The sequence below is a fragment of the Paenibacillus glycanilyticus genome, assembly GCF_051200795.1.
GTDB lineage: Bacteria > Bacillota > Bacilli > Paenibacillales > Paenibacillaceae > Pristimantibacillus > Pristimantibacillus glycanilyticus.
This window is the reverse complement of sequence record NZ_CP195155.1, coordinates 628,929-651,618: the sequence shown is the minus strand read 5'-3', so window position 1 is coordinate 651,618 and position 22,690 is coordinate 628,929. Positions and strand designations below refer to the sequence as shown.

At 51.3% G+C, this 22,690-nt stretch carries 20 protein-coding genes and 2 pseudogenes; 6 read left to right on the top strand and 16 right to left on the bottom strand.

Annotation, left to right across the window (positions count from 1 at the left end; translation table 11 throughout):
* The first annotated feature begins 201 nt into the window (after positions 1-201).
* The gene (locus ACR9FF_RS03065; protein ID WP_435168897.1) at positions 202-894 is read left to right on the top strand and encodes a diphthine--ammonia ligase; all 693 of its coding nucleotides are present in this window, start codon (positions 202-204) and stop codon (positions 892-894) included.
* A 301-nt stretch (positions 895-1,195) separates the two neighbouring features.
* Here the strand turns inward: ACR9FF_RS03065 and urtE are convergent, their stop codons facing one another.
* The 5 genes from urtE to urtA form a co-directional block, all read right to left on the bottom strand.
* Complete coding sequence (urtE, locus tag ACR9FF_RS03060; protein ID WP_435168895.1) at positions 1,196-1,897, bottom strand: urea ABC transporter ATP-binding subunit UrtE; 702 nt, start codon at positions 1,895-1,897, stop codon at positions 1,196-1,198.
* Complete coding sequence (gene urtD / locus ACR9FF_RS03055; protein ID WP_127495880.1) at positions 1,875-2,651, bottom strand: urea ABC transporter ATP-binding protein UrtD; 777 nt, start codon at positions 2,649-2,651, stop codon at positions 1,875-1,877. The genes urtE and urtD overlap by 23 nt, the downstream gene beginning before the upstream one ends.
* Positions 2,623-3,717, bottom strand: a complete 1,095-nt coding sequence (gene urtC / locus ACR9FF_RS03050; RefSeq protein WP_435168892.1) for an urea ABC transporter permease subunit UrtC — start codon at positions 3,715-3,717, stop codon at positions 2,623-2,625. Before urtC ends, urtD begins: the two co-directional genes overlap by 29 nt.
* An 18-nt stretch (positions 3,718-3,735) precedes the next feature.
* On the bottom strand, positions 3,736-4,641 hold the full coding sequence (urtB, locus tag ACR9FF_RS03045; protein ID WP_248757337.1) for an urea ABC transporter permease subunit UrtB: 906 nt from the start codon (positions 4,639-4,641) through the stop codon (positions 3,736-3,738).
* 102 nt (positions 4,642-4,743) lie between these two features.
* Entirely contained in the window at positions 4,744-5,997 is a 1,254-nt protein-coding gene (urtA, locus tag ACR9FF_RS03040; RefSeq protein WP_435168890.1) for an urea ABC transporter substrate-binding protein, read from the bottom strand.
* 455 nt (positions 5,998-6,452) lie between these two features.
* On the opposite strand from urtA, the pseudogene ACR9FF_RS03035 reads away from it, so the two are divergent.
* Positions 6,453-7,420, top strand: a pseudogene (locus ACR9FF_RS03035) (NAD(P)-dependent alcohol dehydrogenase).
* A 67-nt stretch (positions 7,421-7,487) separates the two neighbouring features.
* On the opposite strand, the gene ACR9FF_RS03030 reads toward ACR9FF_RS03035, so the two are convergent.
* The 4 genes from ACR9FF_RS03030 to ACR9FF_RS03015 all read right to left on the bottom strand — a co-directional run bounded on the left by ACR9FF_RS03030 (position 7,488) and on the right by ACR9FF_RS03015 (position 10,613).
* Complete coding sequence (locus ACR9FF_RS03030; RefSeq protein ID WP_435168888.1) at positions 7,488-8,006, bottom strand: DinB family protein; 519 nt, start codon at positions 8,004-8,006, stop codon at positions 7,488-7,490.
* Between the two features lie 69 nt (positions 8,007-8,075).
* Entirely contained in the window at positions 8,076-8,984 is a 909-nt protein-coding gene (locus ACR9FF_RS03025; protein WP_435168886.1) for a helix-turn-helix transcriptional regulator, read from the bottom strand.
* Between the two features lie 204 nt (positions 8,985-9,188).
* Entirely contained in the window at positions 9,189-10,340 is a 1,152-nt protein-coding gene (locus ACR9FF_RS03020) for an enolase C-terminal domain-like protein (protein ID WP_435168884.1), read from the bottom strand.
* A 96-nt stretch (positions 10,341-10,436) separates the two neighbouring features.
* On the bottom strand, positions 10,437-10,613 hold the full coding sequence (locus ACR9FF_RS03015) for a GNAT family N-acetyltransferase (RefSeq protein ID WP_435168882.1): 177 nt from the start codon (positions 10,611-10,613) through the stop codon (positions 10,437-10,439).
* A 309-nt stretch (positions 10,614-10,922) separates the two neighbouring features.
* Here ACR9FF_RS03015 and ACR9FF_RS03010 point away from each other — a divergent pair, with 309 nt between their 5' ends.
* Complete coding sequence (locus ACR9FF_RS03010; RefSeq protein WP_435168880.1) at positions 10,923-12,164, top strand: mechanosensitive ion channel family protein; 1,242 nt, start codon at positions 10,923-10,925, stop codon at positions 12,162-12,164.
* A gap of 133 nt (positions 12,165-12,297) precedes the next feature.
* Here the strand turns inward: ACR9FF_RS03010 and ACR9FF_RS03005 are convergent, their stop codons facing one another.
* Positions 12,298-13,773, bottom strand: a complete 1,476-nt coding sequence (locus ACR9FF_RS03005; protein ID WP_435168878.1) for a sulfatase family protein — start codon at positions 13,771-13,773, stop codon at positions 12,298-12,300.
* Positions 13,774-13,977: 204 nt separating this feature from the next.
* Between ACR9FF_RS03005 and ACR9FF_RS03000 the strand changes: the two genes are divergently transcribed.
* Positions 13,978-14,781 (top strand): helix-turn-helix domain-containing protein, encoded by an 804-nt coding sequence (locus ACR9FF_RS03000; protein ID WP_435168876.1) that lies wholly within the window; start codon positions 13,978-13,980, stop codon positions 14,779-14,781.
* 17 nt (positions 14,782-14,798) lie between these two features.
* Here ACR9FF_RS03000 and ACR9FF_RS02995 read toward each other — a convergent pair whose 3' ends face one another.
* Entirely contained in the window at positions 14,799-16,139 is a 1,341-nt protein-coding gene (locus ACR9FF_RS02995) for a PLP-dependent aminotransferase family protein (protein WP_435168874.1), read from the bottom strand.
* A 147-nt stretch (positions 16,140-16,286) separates the two neighbouring features.
* Between ACR9FF_RS02995 and ACR9FF_RS02990 the strand changes: the two genes are divergently transcribed.
* Both ACR9FF_RS02990 and ACR9FF_RS02985 read left to right on the top strand, forming a co-directional pair.
* A complete protein-coding gene (locus tag ACR9FF_RS02990; RefSeq protein WP_435168872.1) occupies positions 16,287-17,249 on the top strand; it encodes a DMT family transporter in 963 nt (320 codons plus the stop codon).
* A 357-nt stretch (positions 17,250-17,606) separates the two neighbouring features.
* Positions 17,607-17,870 (top strand): annotated as a pseudogene (locus tag ACR9FF_RS02985) (DUF1259 domain-containing protein); the annotation flags it as partial.
* A 64-nt stretch (positions 17,871-17,934) separates the two neighbouring features.
* Here the strand turns inward: ACR9FF_RS02985 and ACR9FF_RS02980 are convergent.
* The 5 genes from ACR9FF_RS02980 to ACR9FF_RS02960 form a co-directional block, all read right to left on the bottom strand.
* Entirely contained in the window at positions 17,935-18,795 is an 861-nt protein-coding gene (locus tag ACR9FF_RS02980; RefSeq protein ID WP_435168870.1) for a metallophosphoesterase family protein, read from the bottom strand.
* Between the two features lie 13 nt (positions 18,796-18,808).
* Positions 18,809-19,627: an EamA family transporter gene (locus ACR9FF_RS02975; protein ID WP_435168868.1), complete on the bottom strand. Its 819-nt coding sequence runs from the start codon at positions 19,625-19,627 to the stop codon at positions 18,809-18,811.
* A gap of 231 nt (positions 19,628-19,858) precedes the next feature.
* The gene (locus tag ACR9FF_RS02970) at positions 19,859-20,626 is read right to left on the bottom strand and encodes a DeoR/GlpR family DNA-binding transcription regulator (protein ID WP_435168866.1); all 768 of its coding nucleotides are present in this window, start codon (positions 20,624-20,626) and stop codon (positions 19,859-19,861) included.
* Between the two features lie 112 nt (positions 20,627-20,738).
* Positions 20,739-21,707, bottom strand: a complete 969-nt coding sequence (locus ACR9FF_RS02965; RefSeq protein WP_435172023.1) for an MraY family glycosyltransferase — start codon at positions 21,705-21,707, stop codon at positions 20,739-20,741.
* A gap of 147 nt (positions 21,708-21,854) precedes the next feature.
* Positions 21,855-22,685 (bottom strand): carbohydrate ABC transporter permease, encoded by an 831-nt coding sequence (locus ACR9FF_RS02960; RefSeq protein ID WP_435168864.1) that lies wholly within the window; start codon positions 22,683-22,685, stop codon positions 21,855-21,857.
* Positions 22,686-22,690: the final 5 nt, after the last annotated feature.

The following is a 22,690-nucleotide window of genomic DNA, read 5'->3' as shown; positions in this document are numbered from 1 at the left end:
CATTGGATTTTCTGCCGTATAATCAGCTCATTTTAGCGATCATGGCTCTTTCTTGCCCCTTATACTGGAGCGAATCCATCGTAGCCTCGGAATCTCTCCTTTTATCCCGATTTCATTGGAGGAAATCCAACGTGCCTATGCGGCCCGGGACGGCAAATCGTGTTACAATTCACAGAGCATAACAGGAAGGAGATCGAAGAAATGAAAGAAACGGTGAACTGGAAAAACGGCGCCCACGGGCATAAATTTATAGCTTCATTTAGCGGAGGAAAAGACAGCACCCTTGCCCTGTATAAGTCCATGAAGGTTGGAGAGCCGATTGGGCTTATCGTTATGATGGAGGAAGAAGGGAAACGTTCCAGATCCCATGGCATGCCTCCGAAGCTCATCCGCGCCCAAGCGGAATCCATCGGTTTACCCGTGTATACAGCGGCCGCAAGCTGGGAGGATTACGAAAAGGAATTTATAGCTCTTCTGAAACAGGCCAAGCATCAAGGCGCCGAAGTGTTAGTCACGGGAGACTTGGATATGCCTGTCCAAGATTGCTGGCATGACAAGGTCACCCAAATCGCCGGCCTTAAGCTGGGGATGCCGCTATGGCAAATGGATCACCTAGAGGCTGTTGAAGAGTTTGTTAACCTCGGATTCACTTCCATTGTCGTCACCGTCAATTTATCGTTAGGGATGAAGGAAGAGGATTTGGGACGCGTATTGACTCACGACTACATACAGGAGCTGCTGGCCCGCGGCATTGACCCTTGCGGAGAAGGCGGCGAATTCCACACCACCGTTATCGACGGCCCTCTGTTCAAGCATCCCATCCCGGTTCGCAAAGGCAGCATAGTAAAGAACGGCGATTACGCCTTTTTGCCTTTGGAACTGATAGAGGCTTAGGGATGGCTTGAAGCGCAGCGGTTCGCCGACGTTTTACAAAATGCAGTAAAATCATGCGATTTAGCTCGTGAATGGAAAATATCCTGCACTTCGTGCAGGATATTAGAGAAAACAGGGCCAATTTGGCCCCAAATTGGCGAAATATCATGCATTTTATGCAACCAATTTCGCCAATACCGTCCGATTTGGGCAAATATCCTGCATTTCGTGCAACGTCCCCCAGCTAGCAAGCTAGGCTGGAGCGGTTGCTGCCTGCTAGACCTTCCTTACAGCTGCAGCCGCTCCAGCCCATTCCTCCCGCTCACACCGTCAAATACTTCTTAATCACTTCGTCGCTTAACTCCTCCAGGCCGCCTTCCCAGGCAATTGCCCCCTTATCCAGCACGTAGAAGTAGTCGCCGACGCTTTTCACGAAATCGAGGCTCTGCTCGACGAGCAGAATCGATGTCTTACCGTCCGCCTTGATGGAGCGGATAACATCGCGGATGTCATCCACGATAGAGGGCTGAATGCCTTCGCAAGGCTCATCGAGCAGCAGCAGATCCGGCTTTGAGGCGAGCGCCCGCGCGAACGCCAGCTGCTGCTGCTGACCGCCGCTCAGGTCCCCGCCGCGCCGGTTATACATTGTGGGCAGCACCGGGAACTTGGCGATCGCTTCCTCCGGAATAGAGCGGGCCGCCATCTTCTCGCGCGCGGCCTCTAGGCCAACCAATATATTCTCGTATACGGTTAGCTGCCCGAAGATCTCGCGCCCTTGCGGTACATAGCCGATTCCGCTCTTCGCGCGGCGCCCCGGCGCGGCCTTCGTCAGCTCATGCCCGTTGTAGGCAACGGTTCCTTTCCGAGTCTTGAGCAGTCCCATGATGCTTTTCATCAGCGTCGTCTTCCCAACGCCGTTACGCCCGAGCAGGCAGACGACCTGCCCCGGTTCCACTCTCAGTGTTACATCACGCAAAATCACGCTTTCCCCGTATCCCGCTTCAAGCTGTTGAACGGCTAGCATCCGCATCCCTCCTTTTCCCGAGATATACTTCCGCCACTCGATCATCCCCCTGCACTTCTTCCATCGAGCCTTCCTTCAGCAGCTTTCCTTCATGCATAACCGTCACCTTGCTCGCGAAGTTGCGGACAAATTCCATGTCATGCTCCACAACCACAATCGAACGTTGACGGGCGATCTCGATCAACAGCTCGCCCGTCTTGTCCGTTTCCTTATCCGTCATGCCCGCTACCGGCTCATCCAGCAGCAGCACCTCCGGCTCCTGCAGCAGCATCATGCCAATCTCTAGCCATTGCTTCTCGCCATGCGATAAGCCGCCTGCCCGCCAATCCGCCTTATCCTGCAGCCCAATCATCTCAAGCTGCCGCTCGATTCGTTCCCGCTCCTCCGCTTTCATCCGGGCGAACAGCACCGTAAATACGCCGCGCTTCTGGCGCATGGCAATCTCGAGATTCTCAAACACCGTCATCGACGGAAAAATCGACGGCGCCTGGAACTTGCGGCCGATGCCAAGCTCGGCAATCTGATGTTCTTTTTTCTTCGCGATATCGATGGACTGCTTGAAGGTAACCGTCCCCGCCGTAGGCTTTACTTTGCCGCAGATCACGTCCAGCATCGTTGTTTTGCCGGCACCGTTGGGCCCAATGAGGAACCGGAGCTCCCCTTTCCGCAAATGCAGACTCATTCCCTGAATCGCCTTGAAGCCGTCAAAGGCTACCGTCACCTCATTACATTGCAGGATACTCGACTCGCTCATGCTCCGGCTCACTCCTCTCCTCTTTCTTCTTGCGGAACTTCAGCTTGGCGGCAAGACCCGCCACCCCGTTAGGCAGGAACACAACAACCAGAATAAACACGCCGCCAAGGAAATACGTCCAGCCCTGCGGATAGGTAGTGCTGAATTCGCTTTTTGCCCAGTTCATCAGCACCGCTCCAAGCACGGCGCCGATCAAGGTTCCGCGGCCGCCGATCGCAACCCACAGTACCATCTCAATCGAAGGCACGATTCCCATCATGGAAGGCGAGATTATGCCGACATGCAGCACAAACAGCATTCCCGCGATGCCGGCGATAGCCGCTGACATCGTAAACACTACCATCTGGTAGACGGCCGGATTATACCCGATGAACCGGACCCGGTTCTCCCCGTCCCGGATCGCGCGAAGCACCTTGCCGAACCGGCTTTTCACCACATAACGGCATAGGATAAACACCGCCACCAGCACGGCTGCCGTTGCCCAATACAGCATCCGCTTCGTATCCGGTGAAGCAATCGGCTCGCCTAATATTTTGCTAAAGCCCGTAACGCCGTTAGTTCCTCCCGTATAGGCCTGCTGTCCGACAAGCAGCGTTGTCGTAATAATAACAAGAGCTTGCGTAAGGATAGTGAAGTACACGCCGCGAATCCGGTTCCGGAAGGTGAAATACCCCAAGAACAATGCCAACGCAGCAGGTATGAGGATTCCCATCAGCACCGCAAAGCCAAAGTTCTCGAACGGCTTCCAGAAGATCGGCAGCTCGCTTAATCCGCTCCAGCCCATAAAGTCCGGCAGCTTCCCGCCGCTTGCCTCAAGCTTCAGATACATCGCCATCGCATAGGCGCCAAGTCCAAAAAAGATACCGTGCCCCAGGCTTAGAATACCGGTATAGCCCCAGATCAGATCCAGACCAAGCGCAACAATGGCAAACGCCAGGAACTTCGCGAGCAAGTTTAGTCGGAAGTCGCTTAAATAGAGCGGAGCCGAGAACAGCGCAGCGGCAGCAGCGACATAACAGGCAAGCAGCCATAAACGCTGGGGAGAAAAATTTCGCATCGTCAACATTTGATTCCCCACCTCTCTCTATGAATCAAGCGAACGCGAACGCATGGCGACGAATCCCATTGGCCTCCATTGCAGGAAAGCAACGATACAGAGGAACACGAGCACTTTGCCAAGCGATGCATTCGTCCAATATTCGAACATCGTGTTAAAGACGCCAATTCCGAGCGCACCAAGCACGGTGCCCACCAGCTTGCCGACTCCGCCAAGCACAACCACCATAAACGCATCGACAATATAATAAGTGCCAAGCGACGGCCCAATCGGACCAATCAGCGTTAGCGCGCAGCCGGCGATACCGGCAATTCCCGAACCAATCGCAAAGGTCATCGCGTCAACGCGGCGGGTGGATACGCCAAGGCATGCCGCCATATCGCGGTTTTGCATAACCGCCCGCATCCGGCGTCCTTCCAGGCTGCGGTAAATATAGAAGTACATCGCAAGCAGCGTAACGATAACAAGCCCGATGATAAACAGCCTTTTATAAGGAAGGACCGCGCCAAGGAAGTTAACCCCGCCGTCCAGCCAGGTTGGACTCGTCACCGCAACGTTTGGCGCGCCAAAGATCGATCTCGCAAGCTGCTGCAGCACAAGGCCAACCCCCCAGGTGGCGAGCAGGCTGTCGAGCGGCCGGCCATACAGAAAGCGGATCAGGCTCATCTCAAGGATTAGACCAAATACAAAGGCGATTAGGAAGCTGACCGGTATGGCGAGGACGAAATACCAATCGAACATCGACTTCGGCAAATAGTCTTTAAACATATTTTGCGTCAAGTACGTGGAGTAAGCTCCAATCATAATGAGCTCGCCATGGGCCATATTGATGACCTTCATCAGTCCAAACGTAATGGCCAGGCCAAGCGCAATCAGCAGCAGGATCGAGCTGACGCTCAGCCCGTTAAACAGCTGCAGGGTAATGACCTCCATATGCCTTCAACTCCTTCGGGGTTATACAAAAGGAGAGTATCCGAACCATAAATCTGTCGAATACTCCCCCTTCATCCTTGCTGTTCAGTCTACTTCTGCCGGTTAGTCCGTCGGCTTGATGCTTGCCGCCCAGTCGTAGCCTTTCAGGAACGGATCCGGCATTACGGCATCTCCGGAGTTCCACAGCTCTTTGAACTGTCCGTCCGATTGCACTTCGCCGATCCGAACCGTTTTGTAAATATGCTGGTTCTCGCCGTCAATCTTTACTTTGCCTTCCGGAGCATCCCATTCGAGATCTTTCGCGGCGGCTTTGACTTTATCCACGTCGGTCGAGCCTGCCTTCTCCACCGCAGCCTTCCATAGGTATACCGCGGTGTAGCCCGCTTCAATCGGGTCAGCCGTCACGCGGTCTTCGCCGTATTTCTTCTTATAATTCTCGACAAACGTCTTGTTCGCCGGCGTATCCGTTGTTTGATAGTAGTTCCAAGCCGCCAGATGCCCTTGCAGCACGTCTACGCCAATGCCTCGGATTTCCTCTTCCGCTACCGATACGGACAGCGTCGTAATATCCTTAGACGTAATACCCGCATCCTTCAGCTGCTTGAAGAAGGCCACGTTGCTGTCGCCGTTAAGCGTGTTAAACACAACGTCCGGCTTTGCTTCTTTGATTTTGCTTATAATCGTGCTGTAGTCGGTATGGCCAAGCGGCGTATATTCTTCTCCGACCATTTCGCCGCCTTTTGCCTTCAATTGCTCTTTGATGATCAGGTTTGCCGTACGGGGGAAGACGTAGTCCGAGCCAAGCAGGTAGAACTTCTTGCCGCGGTTCTCAAGCAGCCAGTCAACGGCCGGAACGATCTGCTGGTTCGTTGTAGCGCCCGTATAGAAGATGTTAGGGGAAGCCTCGAGACCTTCGTATTGCACCGGGTACCAGAGCAGTCCGTTAAGCTCCTCGAACACCGGCTTCATCGCTTTGCGGCTGGAGGACGTCCATCCTCCGAATACCGTTGCGACTTTATCTTCGGAAAGCAGCTTGCGCGCCTTCTCGGCGAAAGTCGGCCAGTCGGATGCGCCATCCTCCTGAATCGCTTCGATCTTCTTGCCAAGCACGCCGCCTGCCGCGTTAATTTCTTCAATCGCCATCATTTCCGCATCGCGAACGGATACTTCGCTAATCGCCATCGTACCGCTCAAGGAATGCAGGACCCCTACTTTAATCGTATCTCCCGAAGCTTCTGCCGAACTGCTCTCGGTTGTCGTGGATGCCGGTTTTTCATTGTTGTTGCCGCAGGCTGCCAGCAGCAGGCTAAGCATAACCGCCACAAGCCCCGTTTGAATAAACCATTTCTTTTTCATCTCTCCACTCCCCAGTTCTTCTTTCTAATTACGAACATTTAATTGGAATGTGTTACCATTGTTCGCAACCTCATTATAGGGGCGGTCAAATCTTTACGTCAATATACATGACATTAAAATTAGAAAATGAGGAAATTCGTCTCATTAATTGGTTTTAAAAGGACATTTTATGATAAATTTCTACAAAATTCTCACCTTCGCTTACCAATTTCCATGTACTTCATATCATTAAATTAACATTACATGTAATATATAGGATTTAGCTTCTTCCATCGGTCATAAAAAAAGATGACTTCCTCATCCTAAGGAAGTCATCTTTTTTAACCAAATGGAAGTCGAGATCATGCCAAACACGCCAAAGAGATACGCCCAATTATGTAAAGTTAACTTGACATTATGAATAGTTTAATTTACATTATGCATAAATTGGTAAAAACAGCTAAGGGGGAGTTTTTATTAAAGCGATCGTATGCGCGAAATACGGAACGCCGGAGGTTCTTCAATTCAAGGATGTAGAGATCCCCGCTCCCAAGGAGCAAGAAATACGGATAAAAGTATATGCGGCCGTCGTAACCCCCTCCGACTGCTCCTTCCGGAGAGCGGATCCTTTTTTCATCCGTTTTCTCTACGGCCTTAGAAACCCCAAGCATCCGATTCTCGGCGTCGAGTTTGCCGGCGAGGTTGATTCGGTAGGCAAGGATGTAACCTTGTTCAAGAAAGGCGATCAGGTATTCGGCATTAGCCCCCATCGCTTCGGAACTTACGCGGAATACGTCTGTTTACCCGAGGATCAGCCGGTATTTCTTAAACCAACCAATGCGGCTTACGATGAAGCCGCAGGTCTATGCGACGGAGCTTTAACGGCCTTAATCTTTCTTCGGGATCACGCTAACGTTCAAGCGGGGCAAAAAGTGCTTATTAACGGCGCATCCGGGGCGGTTGGCGCTTACGCCCTGCAGCTTGCCAAGTACTATGGGGCCGAAGTGACCGGCGTATGCAGCAGCCGCAACTTTGAACTGGCAAAGTCTTTGGGGCGGACACGGTTATCGATTATACCAAGGAGGATTTCACTCGGGGCGATCAAACGTATGACGTTATTTTCGATGCGGTAGGGAAGCGTACTTACTCCGGGTGCAAAGGCTCCCTTACGCCGCAAGGCATCTATCTATCTACCGTTCCCAGCGGCGGGGCTATGCTGTCCATGCTGTGGACTTCGAGGTCCCGCGGCAAGAAGGCGATCTTTACCGCTGCCGGACTTAAGCAGAAGAAAGAGAATTTGGCTTTTCTCAAAGAGCTCTTCGAGGCCGGAAAAATCAAACCCGTCATCGACCGGCGCTATCCGCTGGAACAAACGATTGAGGCACACCGGTATGTCGAGACCGGACGCAAGAAAGGAAATGTCATCCTTCTGGTTCGCGGTTAACGGAGAATCGCCTATCTCCAAGCCGTAAAGCCCGGACAGATAGGCGATTCCGGTTTGTCACAAGGTTCTACAGAGCAGCAGATACAGGCTGCTGATACCAGTAAAGAGCATAGTCGGTCATCGTGGAGGCATAACCAAGCTGGCGCAGCATTGTTGATACATTACCCCGGTGATAGGACCCGTGATTAGCCGCATGCAGCATAATCTCAGCTAGACTTGTCTCGCGGACTCCGGCATAGGGATTGTTAAGCGTAATAACCTGTTCCGTATCCAGCCCGTTTCCGAGCCACTCCTTGTATTGGTTCGCCAGCTCGGCAAAGAGCTGAATGTATTCGTCGACCGTCTCCAAAATACGGCCGCTTAACGGCATGCATTCCTGCAGCGCCGCCCCCATCTCCATGCCCGTCAGCACCAAATACCACATTTTATCTACCGCATAAATATGGTTAAGGGCATGAGAAAGCGTTGGATACGAGCTGTTTACTTCCTGATGCAGCACTGCGGGCGGCAGCTCCTTGATTCTCCCCAGAATTGTTTGGTTCGCCCAAAAGTGGTAGTTCAACATTTCCGCCGGATAATTTTTCATGATCATCGACTCCTTTTAACTGGTTATGCAGCCAGTATAAAAAAAGTAGTATGACAACAGTGTGTCATACTACTCGTAAAGGTTCAGCGTTTTTTGAAGCTGCTCTTTCATGACAGCCCGAAGCTCCAAGGGCTCAAGCACCTCCGCGCCGCTGCCAAAGCCAAGCAGAATCGACCATAACCAAGCTGCCTCAGCCGGCTTATAGACGGGAATGCGCATTGTCATGCTGCCATCGGAATGAAAGGTTTTCGGGACGTAGCCGAATTGATCCATCGCATCCGCCAAGGCTTCAGGCCCCACCTTAACCACGACATCTTCGACTAGACTTGGATCTCCCACAAAAGGGCCGGCCTCCTCCGGCACATCCCGATGCGGCTCAAAGCCGCGCTCCGTCTGGAGCACCTCCACCATGCGGGATAACCGGAATTCCCGATAATCGCAGCGCGTCAGGCAATAGCCGTAAACATACCAGCTGCCGTACTTGAAGTGAAGCCTGACCGGCTCCAGCTCGCGGGTGGTCCGTTCATTCTTCGCGTTAATGTAGTCGAACCGAATCGCTTTTCGCTCCGTAATCGCCCCTCGCAGTAAAGGCAGCGTCTCGGGGTCCGATCTGCGCGTCTCGAAATCTACGGCTAGACTTGGAGTCCGCTGCTCGGTTTCAACGGTTTGCAGCCTCTCGATTGTCCCTTGCGCCCGCTCGTCTTCGAAAACGGTCGAAAGACCTTTAAGCACGGTCACCAGGGCATTTACGTCATAGGAGCCAAGCAGGCTTTTATCCATCTTGAAGCCTTCCATCATGCCGAAGCCGCCCTTATTCCCCTGATACGAGACAACCGGAAAGCCCGCCGCGCAGATGACGTCGATATCCCGGTAAATCGTTCTTTGGGATACCTGGAACTCCTCGGCCAGCGCATTGGCGGGCAGGACATCGTTATTCAGCAGCTTATAGATAATGGAGATCAACCGCTCCAGCTTCATGAGTATCCACCGCCCGTCCATTCGTTTAGATATTCTTTAATAATTGCTAACAGGTATTTCCATCCGAAGAGGAATCAATATATTACAGGATATAAGCTTTGTCAATCGCCATGACCGTATACCGACAGACAGGAGAGGATCGTATCTTGCAAAAAAAGACCAGCACCGTAAAAGCTAGCGGCGCTGATCTTATAGGTTATAGGGTTAACGGCTCCAGCCGTTTGCCAGAACCTGCCTTGCAAACAGCTCCCCGTCAAATTCGAGGCCAAAGCCCGCTTTGTCCGGTACATAAAACTTGCCGTCCTCTACCCGGTATGCGGACGTGTCCATTCCTTCTATCGCAATATCGTCATATTCGACAAATTCAAAGTTGTTAATCGCTGCCGCAATATGCCCAAGCGCATAAATGCCGTATGCATTGCCGTAGCAATGCGGCGCCGACCGCAGTCCAGCCTGGTCAAGCTCCGCGCCAAGCTCCAGCCAATGCGTAAAGCCCGGATAAATCACATCGTACTGGAGCACGTCAACCAGGCCTTTTTTCGCCCAGCTCACGAGATGAGGAGATGCAAGCCCTTCTCCGTCGGCTATAAGCACATTCTGCCCGCGTTCCCGGAGCCAGTCCTTCAGGTCGGCATACAAGGCATCGTCCTCGTGGAAAGCCTCTTCAATCCAATGCAGATTCACGTCTTGGACGGCTGCCAGCACTTCCTTGGTCAGATTGAGATTATACGCGTTGTTGGCATCAATCATAATCTTCCCTTCGGGTCCGGCAATCTCGGCAACGCCGTGAATAATGGCGATGTCCCGCTTCGTCCCTTCCAGCACGGGCATATGTCTGCCGCCGCGGCCAACTTTAATCTTGAAGTTGCGGTGACCTTTGGAGAAGCCTTGAGCAGCCTCTTCTTTCAGCAGCGTGACCGCGTCCCGCTCATTTGCCAAGTGCAAGTCGTCAAAATAGAGAGAGGTGTCATAGCAGGGTACGACTAGCGGAGATCCCGGAGCACGGTTAACCGCGGACACCAATTCATACACGGGGGTATTCAGTCTGCGCCCCAGCCAGTCCAGAATCGGGTATTCGAGCGGAATGCGGTAAGGCTCAACAATGTTGCCGTTCGAATCAAACAGATCGATTAGCCTCATTCCTAGAGCGGCTTCCGCGAGCTCCTCGGTCATTAATCCCGTGTGACCATACCCCGTCTCCCCGTCAATCGTAAGGCGGGCGATACGGACCGAGCATTGCTTGCCGTGATTGCCAAGCCTTCCGTTTGAACCCGCGTTTCGCGCGCGCTCGCCCGTAAGAGTTGCAACCTCGATCTTTTCTACTTTCCATTCAGGCTGAATAAGAGATAGATTCATCGTCGTTTCACTCCTATTAGTTAAAGGAATAGTTCCAACTTCATCCAATATATTACGCCTGCGACAAATATGTCAAAATAAAATATATTCATTATATTAAAATAGATTCATTTCCTGAAGAAGCTTCTCTCTAACCAGAGGCCACTCGTCCTCCAAAATGCTGTAAAACACGTTATCATGAACCGTTCCGCCATCCGTCGCATCCACTCGATGCCTTCGAAGCACGCCTTCCCTCACTGCCCCAATCTTCTCCAGCGCTCTTTGCGACCGCAAATTGCTCCCGCTGGCCGAGAATTGGACCCGAATTACGCCAAGCTCTTCGAAACTATATTGAAGCAGCAGCAGCTTGCAGGCCGGGTTTATTCCTTACGGTTTTCCAACGTCAGATTCGTATGAAATTTCATAGCGAGCCCTCCTTTTCCACTATCCTATCAATAAGGACAGGGCGGCATGAATGCAGGGAGGAACCGAATATTTGCATTATTTTGCAAGCATGCCTGCAGGTTGACGGGAAGCCCGGCTTTCAGTACCATCTTAAAATAGAAAAGCCCCCAGGGGCTCTATGGATTTGAAGGAGGAGTAATGAATTACATTAAAGATTTGCTTGTTGAACTAGGAGTTAGCACTAACTTGTCTGTCTATCTGGCTAGTATTGCGATCGTTATTATCGCGGGAATCGTGAGCATAGCCGCCAACTTTATAACCAAAAAGGTTGTGCTGCGCATCGTCAGCCATTACATCCGGAACAACCGGTACCGTTGGGACAATTATTTGTTGGATCGCAAAGTGTTCCATAAGCTGTCCCATATCGCTCCCGCCATTATCCTTTACTATTTCTCGTTCAGCTTCTCGGCCTACCATTCTCTTATTCTGAAGGGAATTACGATCTATCTTATTATCGTGGTTCTGTTGGTGCTGGATGCTTTCCTAAACGCGGTTAACGATATTTATAGAACATACGATATTTCCCGTAGCCGTCCCATCAAAGGATACGTTCAGGTAGTCAAAATCTTTCTGTTCATTATTGGCGGTATTCTGGCCATCTCGAACCTGATTGGCGAAAGCCCCGTTATTCTTATCAGCGGGATTGGCGCCTTGTCTGCCGTTATGCTGCTGATCTTTAAGGATTCGCTGCTTGGCCTTGTCGCAGGCATTCAATTATCAACGAACGATATGGTCCAGGTAGGCGATTGGATTGAAATGCCCAAATACGGAGCGGACGGAGATATCATTGACATATCGCTGCATACCGTCAAGGTGCAGAACTTCGATAAGACGATTACCACCATTCCTTCGTATGCCCTTATATCGGACTCGTTCAAGAACTGGAGAGGCATGCAGGATGCCGGCGGCCGGCGCATTAAACGGGCCGTATACATCGATATGAACAGCATCGGATTCTGCACGCCCGAAATGATCGGGAAATTCAAAAAAATTCATCTCCTGAGCGAATATATTCTGGATAAGGAAAAAGAAATCATGCATTACAACCTGGAAAACGAGATTGACCCTACCGTCTCGGTGAACGGTAGAGCCATGACGAATATCGGCGTATTCAGGGCTTATGTCGAGCGGTATGTGGAGCAGCATCCCAAAATCCATAAAGGCATGACGAGGATCGTCAGACAGCTCGCCCCCGCCGAAAATGGACTGCCTCTCGAAATTTACGCCTTCACGAACGATATTAACTGGGCTGTATACGAAGGCGTTCAATCGGATATCTTCGATCATATTCTGGCCGTTGCGCCGGAGTTTGGTCTTCATGTCTTCCAGAACCCGTCCGGTCAAGACTTCAAGAGTTTGCCGAAGGTCGGGGCTTATTAACCGCCCAAATTGAAGCTCCACACACCAAATTGGCTAATTCTAGTGGAAAATCTCCAACATAACCGATAGGCAGACAAAAAAGAGACCAGCCCATCGTCAACAAATGTTGACCGATGAGTTGGTCTCTTTCGCTTTATAGCCTATCCTTCCCCTCAAATTCACGAGGATGCCTGCGGATCAGCTCCGGCACGGCATCACCGCGTCCCGTCTGCTCAAGCCGCTCGAGGTAGCGCGGGAGCGATCCCTTCGCATGATATGGACCGCCCTCCTTCATGACCGTCCACAGCGGATCCGTGTCGTAAGGCATCGAGGCCATCATCCGGTCATGCCAATCGTTCAGCCAATAGACCGCTTCCCTGCATAGATCCGGCCTCTCCGCGGCAAGATTGATCTGCTCATGCGGGTCCTCGGTAATGTGGAACAGCATCTCCTTGTCGAACAGATGGTAGCCGTCATGATACGTGCGGATGTAGAGCCAATCGCCGAACCGCACGCTGCGCTGGCATACATGCGCGCATTGAGACACAACCAAATATTCTCGTCCCGCCTCTTCGCCGGACTGCAGCACCTTCGCGTAGCTCGATCCGTCCCAGCTTGGCATAGGCTTTCGTCCGAGGAGCTCGGCTATCGTTGGCGGCAGATCCAAATGGTAATGGAGGCCTTTATCGACGATTCCCTCCTGCATGCCCGGCCAGCGAATAATCATCGGAATCCGGCAGGTTCCCTGATCGGCCGTGCCATGCTCCCCGTATATCCCAAGCTCGCCCATGTTCTCGCCATGATCGGCCGTAATAATGATGACGAGCTCCTCCATGACGCCCTTTTTCTCAAGCAAGGCAAATAATTGGCCGATGTTCTCATCCATGAAGCGGACGCCGCAATCGTAGCCATCCACCATGCGCCTCAGATCATCCCGGCTGCGGATATCTCCCGGATGTCTCGGATAATTCGGCGATGTGGCGTTGTCGTACATATTGATTTCGCTGGCGCTATGCGGCCCTACCTTGCGCATATGCTTATCAAGCACCTCGCCTGTAATCCACTCCGGCAGGGGATCATCCTGGAACGGATTGCCGAACGATTCCGGCGCCCGGTACGGGGTATGCGGATCCCAATAATTGACGTACAGCATCCAGTTATCTTGTTCCGCGTTCCTGTCAATCCAGTCGAGAACAACAGGCGTTACTTCCTCCGCGGATTCCATTCCGCCTTTGCCCGTATTGTAGATTTCGTTAAATCCGGCATAAAAGGTCCATGCGGAATGCCTTTCCCCAAACGGGCTGACAAGCGCCGTACGCATTCCCGCCTGCCGGAACAAGGCCGGGAAGCTTTCGGAGGCAAGCCGGTCGCGAAAATCTCTTGACGCGCCCTCATGACGAACGTCCGCGGCAGACCCGCCATGTCCCACAACTCCGTTATGAATGCCGAAGCGTCCGGTCATTAAAGCCGTTCTCGACGGGAAGCAAGGCGCGTCGGAGGTATAGTAATTATCGAACCGGACGCCCTGGGCCGCAATCCGGTCAATATTCGGAGATGTTTGGCGGGGATAACCGTAGCACCCCAGATGATCCGGCCTTGTCGAATCCAAATCCAGCAGCAAAATTCTCATAATGATGCTCCTCTCCTTTAATCCGTTTGCCATATAGCTGTACCCGTATTATAGGTTTGAAGCTTCGGTCAGGTCGACGTACATTCCATCCTGTCCATGTACATTTCAACGATTCTTTGTGCAGTAGGGTTATAACCCGCCATTTACCCAAATCGTTAGTTTTGCTAGTATTTTATTAGAATCACTGCAAAGGACGGGGATACCATGCTGCAGCTGTTAAGCGTAAATTTCGACGATCGCATTCCGAATTGGCGCACCCAAAGCGAGGTGCTCAGCTACCATGTCCTTGTTCTGGTTACGGACGGTAAAGTGAAATACACCATTAACGGGCAGGAGATTATTGCCGAGAGGGGAGATTTTCTGTACATCCCGCAATCCACGCTTCGCAGCGGAGATACCATACCCGGCTTTCCTCACCAGAAATATACGGTTTTGATTACGACGGAGCCTGGGAGCAAGCTGGGTATCCCGTTTCTTGACCGGGGCGAATTTATTCGCTTCCGGCTGTCCAACCTCCATTACTTGCAGCGCAGATTCATCAAGCTGTTCGAAGAGATGAGGGGCGGCCGCAGCTTTCGCTCCTATATTGGCCTCGGACTAACGCAGGAGCTTATCGGCCTGCTTGCAAGGGAGCTGGAGAAGCCGGAGGTAACTCCCGCCAAGATGTTCTACGCGCAGCTGGTGAAGCAGTATTTGCTGGACCATTACCGCGAGCATGTGGAAATCGAGCAGCTTGGGAAGCTTATTCATCGCTCGCCGAATTACACCACCGCTCTATTCAAAGAGGTATTCGGCCAAGCTCCCATCCGCTATATGCATCAGCTGCGCCTGCATGAAGCTTGCCGTCTCCTGCTCCACTCCGACATGACCGTTGCGGATATCGCTCAATACTTGGGCTACTATGATCCCTCGTATTTTTTTCGGATGTTCAAGAAGCATGTTGGCCTGTCGCCATCCGAATTTATTAGCAGCGGCAGAACGGAGGACCTGCCTCAGCTATTCCCTTAGGCTGCGTCCTTCCTCACTCACCGGCTTCCCTTACGCACCTCTTCCGTAATGATTCGGACTCCTTCCTCAATCTGCTCAGCCCCCGTCTGGGAAATGCTGATTCGCAGAAATTTCTCTTTATCCAGATAATTGGACAGGTAGAACCCCTTGCCGGACACGACGCTGACGTTTCTCTCCGCAAGACGCTTCAAGAGCTGCTCTACGTTCACCGTCTGCTTCAGCTTGAAATGCGCGTAAATTCCCGAACGGATAGCCGGCACCTCCATTAATCCCGGCTCGTTATGCCGATTCACCGATTCATTCAAAGCCAGCATTCTAGCCGCGTACAAGCCCGCTATCTTATGCTTATGCCGTTCGTACATGCCGTTCTTGATATACACCTCAAGCGCCGCCTGGGAGAGCAGCGAGGTGTCGGGGTATATTTTATAGGCATAAAAGGTGTTAAGCAGACGTTCCGGCAATACGATTGCGCCTAACCTTAAGCCAGGGAAGATAATCTTGGAGAAGCTTTTTACGTAAATGACATACTCGCCCCCATCGGAAGCGTAAATCGGGTCGGACTGCCGGTCTGCCCCGAGATCGGCCATATAATCATCTTCCAGAATGTAGACGCCGTATTTGCCGGCCAGCTTGGCAATTGCTCTCCGTTCCTCGGCGTTATAGGAAGTGCCAAGCGGATTATGATACCTCGACATCGTATAAAAAAATTTGATGCTGCCGCCCTTGAACCAACGCTCCAGCTCCTGAAGATCGATGCCCGCAGCCGTTCGGGCGATGCCATGCACCGGGATGTTCTCCGTCTCCAGAAACCGTAAATACCGGTCATAGCTGGGCTGCTCCACGAGCACCGCTTCCCTGCCGTTTGGGAACGGCATCTTCGCCAGTATCTCCAGCGCCTGCTGCGCCCCGGAGGTGACGAAGATCCTCTCGACTTTCGTAAATACCTGGTCACTCGCCAAATGCGAAACAAGCGTGTGACGGAAGGATTCCAGTCCCAGCGGGTCGCCATAAGTAAACAGGTCGTACTTATAAATATCGATCGCTTTGTTGAGACAATGCTGGAAATCCAAATAAGGAAAAGCATCCAGGTCCGGCAGAACCGTCGCGAAGTAGATCATGCTGCCGTCCCGCTCATCCCGCCATTCCCCGGGCTTCACAACGACGTAGTACCCGCTTTGCGGCACCGAATAAATAACGTGGCGTTTTTCCAGCTCCGCATAAGCTCTCGTAATGGTACTTATGCTGCATCCGTAGGCTTCCGCGGCACTGCGGACGGAGGGCAGCTTTTGGCCGGGACGGTATTTTCCCTGCCGGATTTTCTCTTCCATATCGGATAGGATCAAAGCGTATTTTTTCATTCTGTCCTCCATGCGCTTTAGCCCAACTGTATCGATACAGTTAGGGTAAAACGGCGTTGTTTGGTTAACCGAAATCCCTTATCTTCAAATCAACGGTTACAGACGTTCGCGAACACGCTGCCGTAAGCTCCGAGAGGATGATGCAACATGGGTCACAAGGAAATGAGGCTTCCCTATTTCCTCGCCGTGCTAAACGCGGTCATTATAGGCTTATCTTTTTTATTTGCCAAGACGGCACTGGATTATGCCAGTCCGCTTGATACGCTTGCTTTTCGTTTTGCCTCATCGTTCCTGGTGATGTCCATTCCCGTATTATTCGGCTGGATGAAGCTTTCCTACCGCGGCAAGCCGCTCCGCAAAGTGCTGCTGCTGGCATCCATGTACCCGCTTGGTTTCTTTACGCTTCAAGCCTATGGGCTGCAGCATGCCAGCTCGGCGGAAGGCGGCATTCTGTATGCATTCACGCCGGTCGTTACGATGATGATTGCCTCCCTGTTTCTGAAAGAAACCACTACCATTCTGCAGAAGCTGTCCATCCTCCTGTCGGTGTTTGGAGTGGTATTTATCTTTGTCATGAAAGGCAGCAGCATTGACCTGTCCAATCTGCTTGGCATTTCGCTTCTACTCTTGACCTGCTTCGCTTTTGCCGGCTATACCGTTCTGGCCCGCTCGTTATCCAGACAGTTCAGCCCGGCGGAAATCACTTATTTGATGATGGGCATCGGCTTTGTCTTTTTTACGGTTACATCATTCATTAGCCATGCCACAGCCGGGACCATTTCCCATATATTCGCGCCTCTGGCGAGCGGCACCTTTATGGCATCGCTTATCTTTCTGGGAATCGTATCCTCCCTGTTAACGGCACTAACCTCCAATTACATTTTGTCCAGGATGGAGGCGTCGAGAATGAGCGTATTCGCCAATCTCGCTACAATCGTGTCGATGACGGCCGGTGCGTTGTTCCTTGGAGAAGAAGTAACGATCTATCATCTGATCGGCTCGGTGCTGATTATTGCCGGGGTTATCGGCACAAATCGACTTGGCCGGAAAAAGACAGTCGGACACGGGAATAGCAAGAAACTAAACGCTATAAACCATTCAAGGAGTTGAACATAAATGTCATCAACCGCTACTACCGATTGTTATGCGATTCCGGCGCGTGCATCCTTGCGATTTCCGATCGGGAAGACGATGGTTTGGAACGGTTTTCAAACAGAATAACAATAACTTAGTTGATCCGAAAGAGAAGGGCCAGGAATGCGCACCAAAGCGTGCGCATTCCTGGCCCTTTCTTTGGTCTAGAACATTAATTGAACTCCGCTAATGTTAGCGAATGACGTTTTGCAGGTATAAGAGAATGGCCCGGGGCACCAAAAGGACATTTTCTTAAATCTAGTCATTCCGCACAACTCGATTTACTAGATTCGTCATAGATTACACCAGTAACAATTAAAGGAGGATTTCGCGTCCCCTCTCGTTCGTTATCAATCGTTCTCGTTTGAGTCATTGGACAGTTCCGGACGAGCACTCTGTCTGGGAGAAACAGCGCTTTTCCAAAACCAGGTTAATCGCTTGCTCACAAATCTTCGGAAGAACGGGATTAAAGTTACGGCGGTTCATAATCACTGGTTGTTCGAGAATCCGCGTCTCATGTACGTGCACTGGGAATCCATCGATAATCCTATTGAATTCGCGAAAAAAGTAAAACGTTCGATCGCTTTCTTGGGTTAATAATTAGCCTCGTTCAATAAAAAAAGGGTAATCGCATCTACGTCGATATCCCTTTGTTACATAGCTATAACCGATGACTCGGAATCTCCCACTCATAATGGACCTTCTCCAGCCACTTGCCCGCAGCAAAATCCCGTCCCCGGACTATGATCCGATTCTCGTATACCTCCACGAACAAACCTTGGCTTCCGTCCTTATGCTCGTCTTCATCCGTCCAGAGGTAGGCAACGGATGCCGCGTTAAACATGCGGGGCAATTGTTCATCGTCATACAGGGTATGCGGCGCTTCCAGCTCCCAATGCGTATGCCCGGTAAACAGTATGGCATGCCTATGTCTGGACAACACTTCCTTGAGCTGTTCATCTTGGGTAACGCCGTACCACTTCTGCGACTCGTAGGAGCCAGCAACCGTATCCTTAAGCGGCTGATGCAGGAACACGAAGGCAGGACGATTCAGACTCTTGCCTTCCTCTAATTTGCCATCCAACCAGGACAGCTGCGTTTCCGACAGGAACGAGAATAGGTCCAGCCCCTGCTCGGTCCCAAGGAAGATAAAAGAGTAACCTTTCACTATGTGAGCGTGATACGGTCCGCCCATCTCCGTGGCATTCAGATAAGCTCCCAGGCGCGAAGGCCATTCTCCCCCGCCGACATCATGATTGCCGGAAGCAAAATAAGCGGCTGGCAGCCCCTCTCCATGCTCTCGCCATATTTTACGAAACTCCTCATACTCTTCCACAAGCCCATGGTCGGTCATATCGCCTACATGCATAATACCGTCGCTGCCTGGCGCTTCCCGTTTAATATCCTCGAGCGCACGCGCCAAATTGCCATTATGCGTATGCCCGGGGTCCGTCCTCACATGCGTATCGGTAATGACCTGAAATTGAAGCCATGCCTTCCCTTTGCCCTCTTCATATCCCATTCCCAGAACCTCCCTATATTCCCAATATCCCTACTAGAAGAATACCGGCGAAAATGATGCTGGCCGATACTAACCGCAAGGCGCCCTTTCCTTCCTTCAACAGCCATACCCCCATAAAGGTCCCGCAGACGGTCCCGATTTCCCGAAGCGGTGCCACGTAAGTCAGCTGCGACATGCTCATGGCGAACAAGAACAGCAGGTAAGAGCCCGGAGACAAAATGGATCCCGCCGCAAGCAGCCTGCCGTTTTCCCTGATCTGCTTAACCCAACCAACTTCCCGGAAGCGGATAAACGGGACAAGCCCCAGCATAAACCCGATATTCGATATCTCTAACAGCACAACCGGCGAAAAATGCTGCAGGTTCACTTTGTCTACCATGACATAGGCCATTGTGCAGAAGCCTACGGCTACAATAGACAATAATACTTTCCCCGAGGCTTGAAACCGCTGCTTCCTCCGGTAAAACCCGCTTAACAGAAAGAAGCCTAGAGCAATTAATCCGAGACCCAGCCAACCCCAGTGGGACAGCCTTTCGTTCAGGAAGATAACCCCGCAAAGAGGCAGCAGGAAGGTAGCAATCCCTCTCATCATCGGGTACACCTGGGACAAGTCGCCTAAGGTTAAGGTGCGAGACAAGAAGTACGCATACCCTGCCTGAATCAGCAGAGACAGGACCAATAAAACATAACCCGACAACGGTACTTGGACGGAGACGATCTCCGCGATAAATCCAGGCAGAAGCAACAGGGTAGCAGGTATATAGATCATGAACAAAAACAACTGCTTATTCCCGCTCTTCTTCGTGAGCAAATTCCAGATGGCATGAGCCACGCCGGATCCTAATACAAGCAGTACGGCAAGCGAAATAATGACCCCTCCTCACAAATCCAACACCCACTCAAATATCACACATAAACACACATAAATACAACTTTACGCAAATGTTAGCATGAGCTTTTCACCCTGTCAATTTGGTAAATCTCTATCGGGGTTAAAAAAGGAGCAGCCACGGCAAAACAAAAAAAAGAACCTTCAGGGAAGGCTCTTCTTGTATCTCATCTTCTATTTGCATTCAACAATAATTCCGGCTTCCTTGTATCGATTAAGGATATCCGGGCTTAGCCCGGAGTCCGTAACAATACGCTCAATCTTATCCAGTCCGCATACCGGCGTAAGCGATACGACATCAAACTTGCTGCTGTCCGCAAGCACGATAACCCGCCTCGTCCGCTCCAGCATCCTCTTTTTCAATTGAATCTCGCTAATCCCGTAATCCGTCAGCCCTTCGGTCAAGGAGATGCCGCTCATGCTCATGAAGAACAGATCGGCATGAAACTGGGAGACAAACGACTCGGCATAATCTCCAACCGCGCATTGTTCCGAATTACGCACGACCCCGCCGACAAAAATAATCGTAAATTGAGGCTTAGCCATAAGAATCGAAGCAATCGGAAAAGAATTGGTTAATATCGTTAACCGTTCGAAACGGGACGCCAAGGCCTTGGCGAACTCCGTATTCGTCGTGCTCACGTCCAGGAACAAGGATTGCCCCTCTTCCACAAAACGAAGAGCCGTCTGGGCCAGCTCGCGTTTCTCGGGCTGTCTCTTCGTCTCCCGCACGGTGAAGGGAAGCTCTTTCCGGTAGTCCGCCTGAGGCAAGGTCGCCCCACCATGAACCCGTTTCAAGAAACCTTCCTGCTCCAGATACTCCATATCTCTTCGGATCGTCTCGAACGAGACGCCGAATCTCGCGATTAAATCAGCCGTCTTGACCGATTGAGATTCATGAAGCAGCTGTATGATTTGTTGATGCCGGTCATGTATAAGCATGGATACTCCCCCAATAATGCGGACTTCAATACGCTATTCCTTCTAGAATACCACAAAAACACACCTAACAAAAAAAGGCCGGAAACCCTAAACGGGTGTCCGGCCTTAGACTTTATATTTCTACCAGCATCAGAATAATAGAGGACAAGCCGAGGCATGTACCCATTAAACACAATACCATGAGAGCCTGCTTATGATTAAGCCCCGCCCGCAGCAGACGGTAATGCGCCTGGCTTGCGTCAGCCTGGTAGATGGCCTTCCCTTGCAGGAAGCGTTTCAGCATCACGTACAGATTATCGAAGATCGGAACCCCCAAGGCGAGAATCGGGATAAAAATAGAGAGTGCCGTAGCTTGCTTGAAAGCCCCGTCTAGCGAAATAACGGCAAGCATAAATCCGAGAAAAGTCGCCCCCGCGTCGCCCATGAATATTTTGGCCGGAGGTTTGTTGAATCTTAAATAAGCTAGAGTTACGCCTACTAGAATAATCGCCATATTCGCGGAGCTCGACTGCCCCATGGCCAGCGCTACGATAAACAAGGTCATTGCGGAGATGGCAGAGAGCCCTCCCGCCAGACCGTCCAGACCGTCCGAGAAGTTGATGACCGTCGTCACCCCAAAGATCCAAAGCGTCGTTAAGACAAATTGCAAAAGAACGGGAAGCTCCACATAATGGCCGGAGAACGGATTAACGAAGCCCTCAAACACAACGCCCGAGGCGTATACCAACACAGCGGCGGAGAGTTGAACGATCAGCTTCGGCAGCGCGGGAAAGTCCTTGCCTTTCGTCTTATACCAATCGTCAACCGTACCGATCGCCAGCAGCAACAGGCCGCCTAGAAAGATCGCTCCCGTCTGCATGGAGAAGTCCCGGACCACAGCCAGGTAAGCGATAAAAAAGCCAATAAAAATCGCGTAACCGGCCGTCAGCGGAATCGGCTTCCGGTGCAGCTTGCGCTCGACGTCCTTCCTGGGCCTGTCTACAAAATCAATCTTAAACGCAAGCCGGCTGAGTGGAGGAATCAACACAAGTACCGTTATAAAAGAAAGCAAAAAAGCAGCACCGTATAAAATAGCAATCACCACCAATATGTAAATATACCTTATCTCTCATTATATATTTAGCACGAATGGTGTCGACTGATGATTCACTGACTGTCGACTGACGCTGGATTTGCCGAAATAAAAAAACCGGAGCTTCAAGAAGTGAGCTCCGGTTTGACTTATTTGCTATTTACCGCCAGTAAACGTAATTCCCTTAATAAAGAAACGATTGAAGAAAGCGTAAATGAGAAGCGCCGGAAGCGTGAATACCATAGACGCGGCCATAATGTAATTCCAGTGGCTGATGTATTGCCCTTTAAAGGTGTTCAGGCCAAGCGTAAGCGTGAACATCGATTTATCGGACATGAACATTAGTGGTTTAAGGAACTCATTCCATGCACCCATGAACACGAATATGGTCTGCGCGGCAAGCGCCGGGATCGCAAGCGGCAAGGCAATTCGGAAAAACACTCCAAACCGGTTAAGGCCATCCATCGCCGCGGCCTCCTCCATCTCCTTCGGAAACCCCAGGAAAAACTGCCGCATCATAAATATAAAGGTCGCATTCGCCATCATCGGCAAAGTTAATGCCGCATACGTGTTTAACAAATCCAGTTGCTTCATAATCAAGTAAGCCGGTACGATCGTGAGCTGACCGGGGATCATCTGCACGGCGAGAATCAGTATAAACATCACTTTATTTCCCGTGAAATCAATTCGGGCAAGGGCATATCCCGCCATCGAGTTGAACAGCGTATTGCATACGGTCGCGATTACCGCAATAAGCGCACTATTGTACATCCATCTTAGGAAGAGCGGCTCTTTGACGAAAATATCGTAATAATTTTGCAGGGTGAACTGCTTGGGAATAAAGCTGATGCCGCCCGCAACAATCTCGCTCAAAGGCTTAAATGAAGAGGATAACGCCCATAAAAAGGGAGCGACTGTTATGCAGCCGTAAACAAACAGCAGAAGATACAGGATCGCCTTTCCCCATTTGGTTTGCTGAAATACCAACTTGA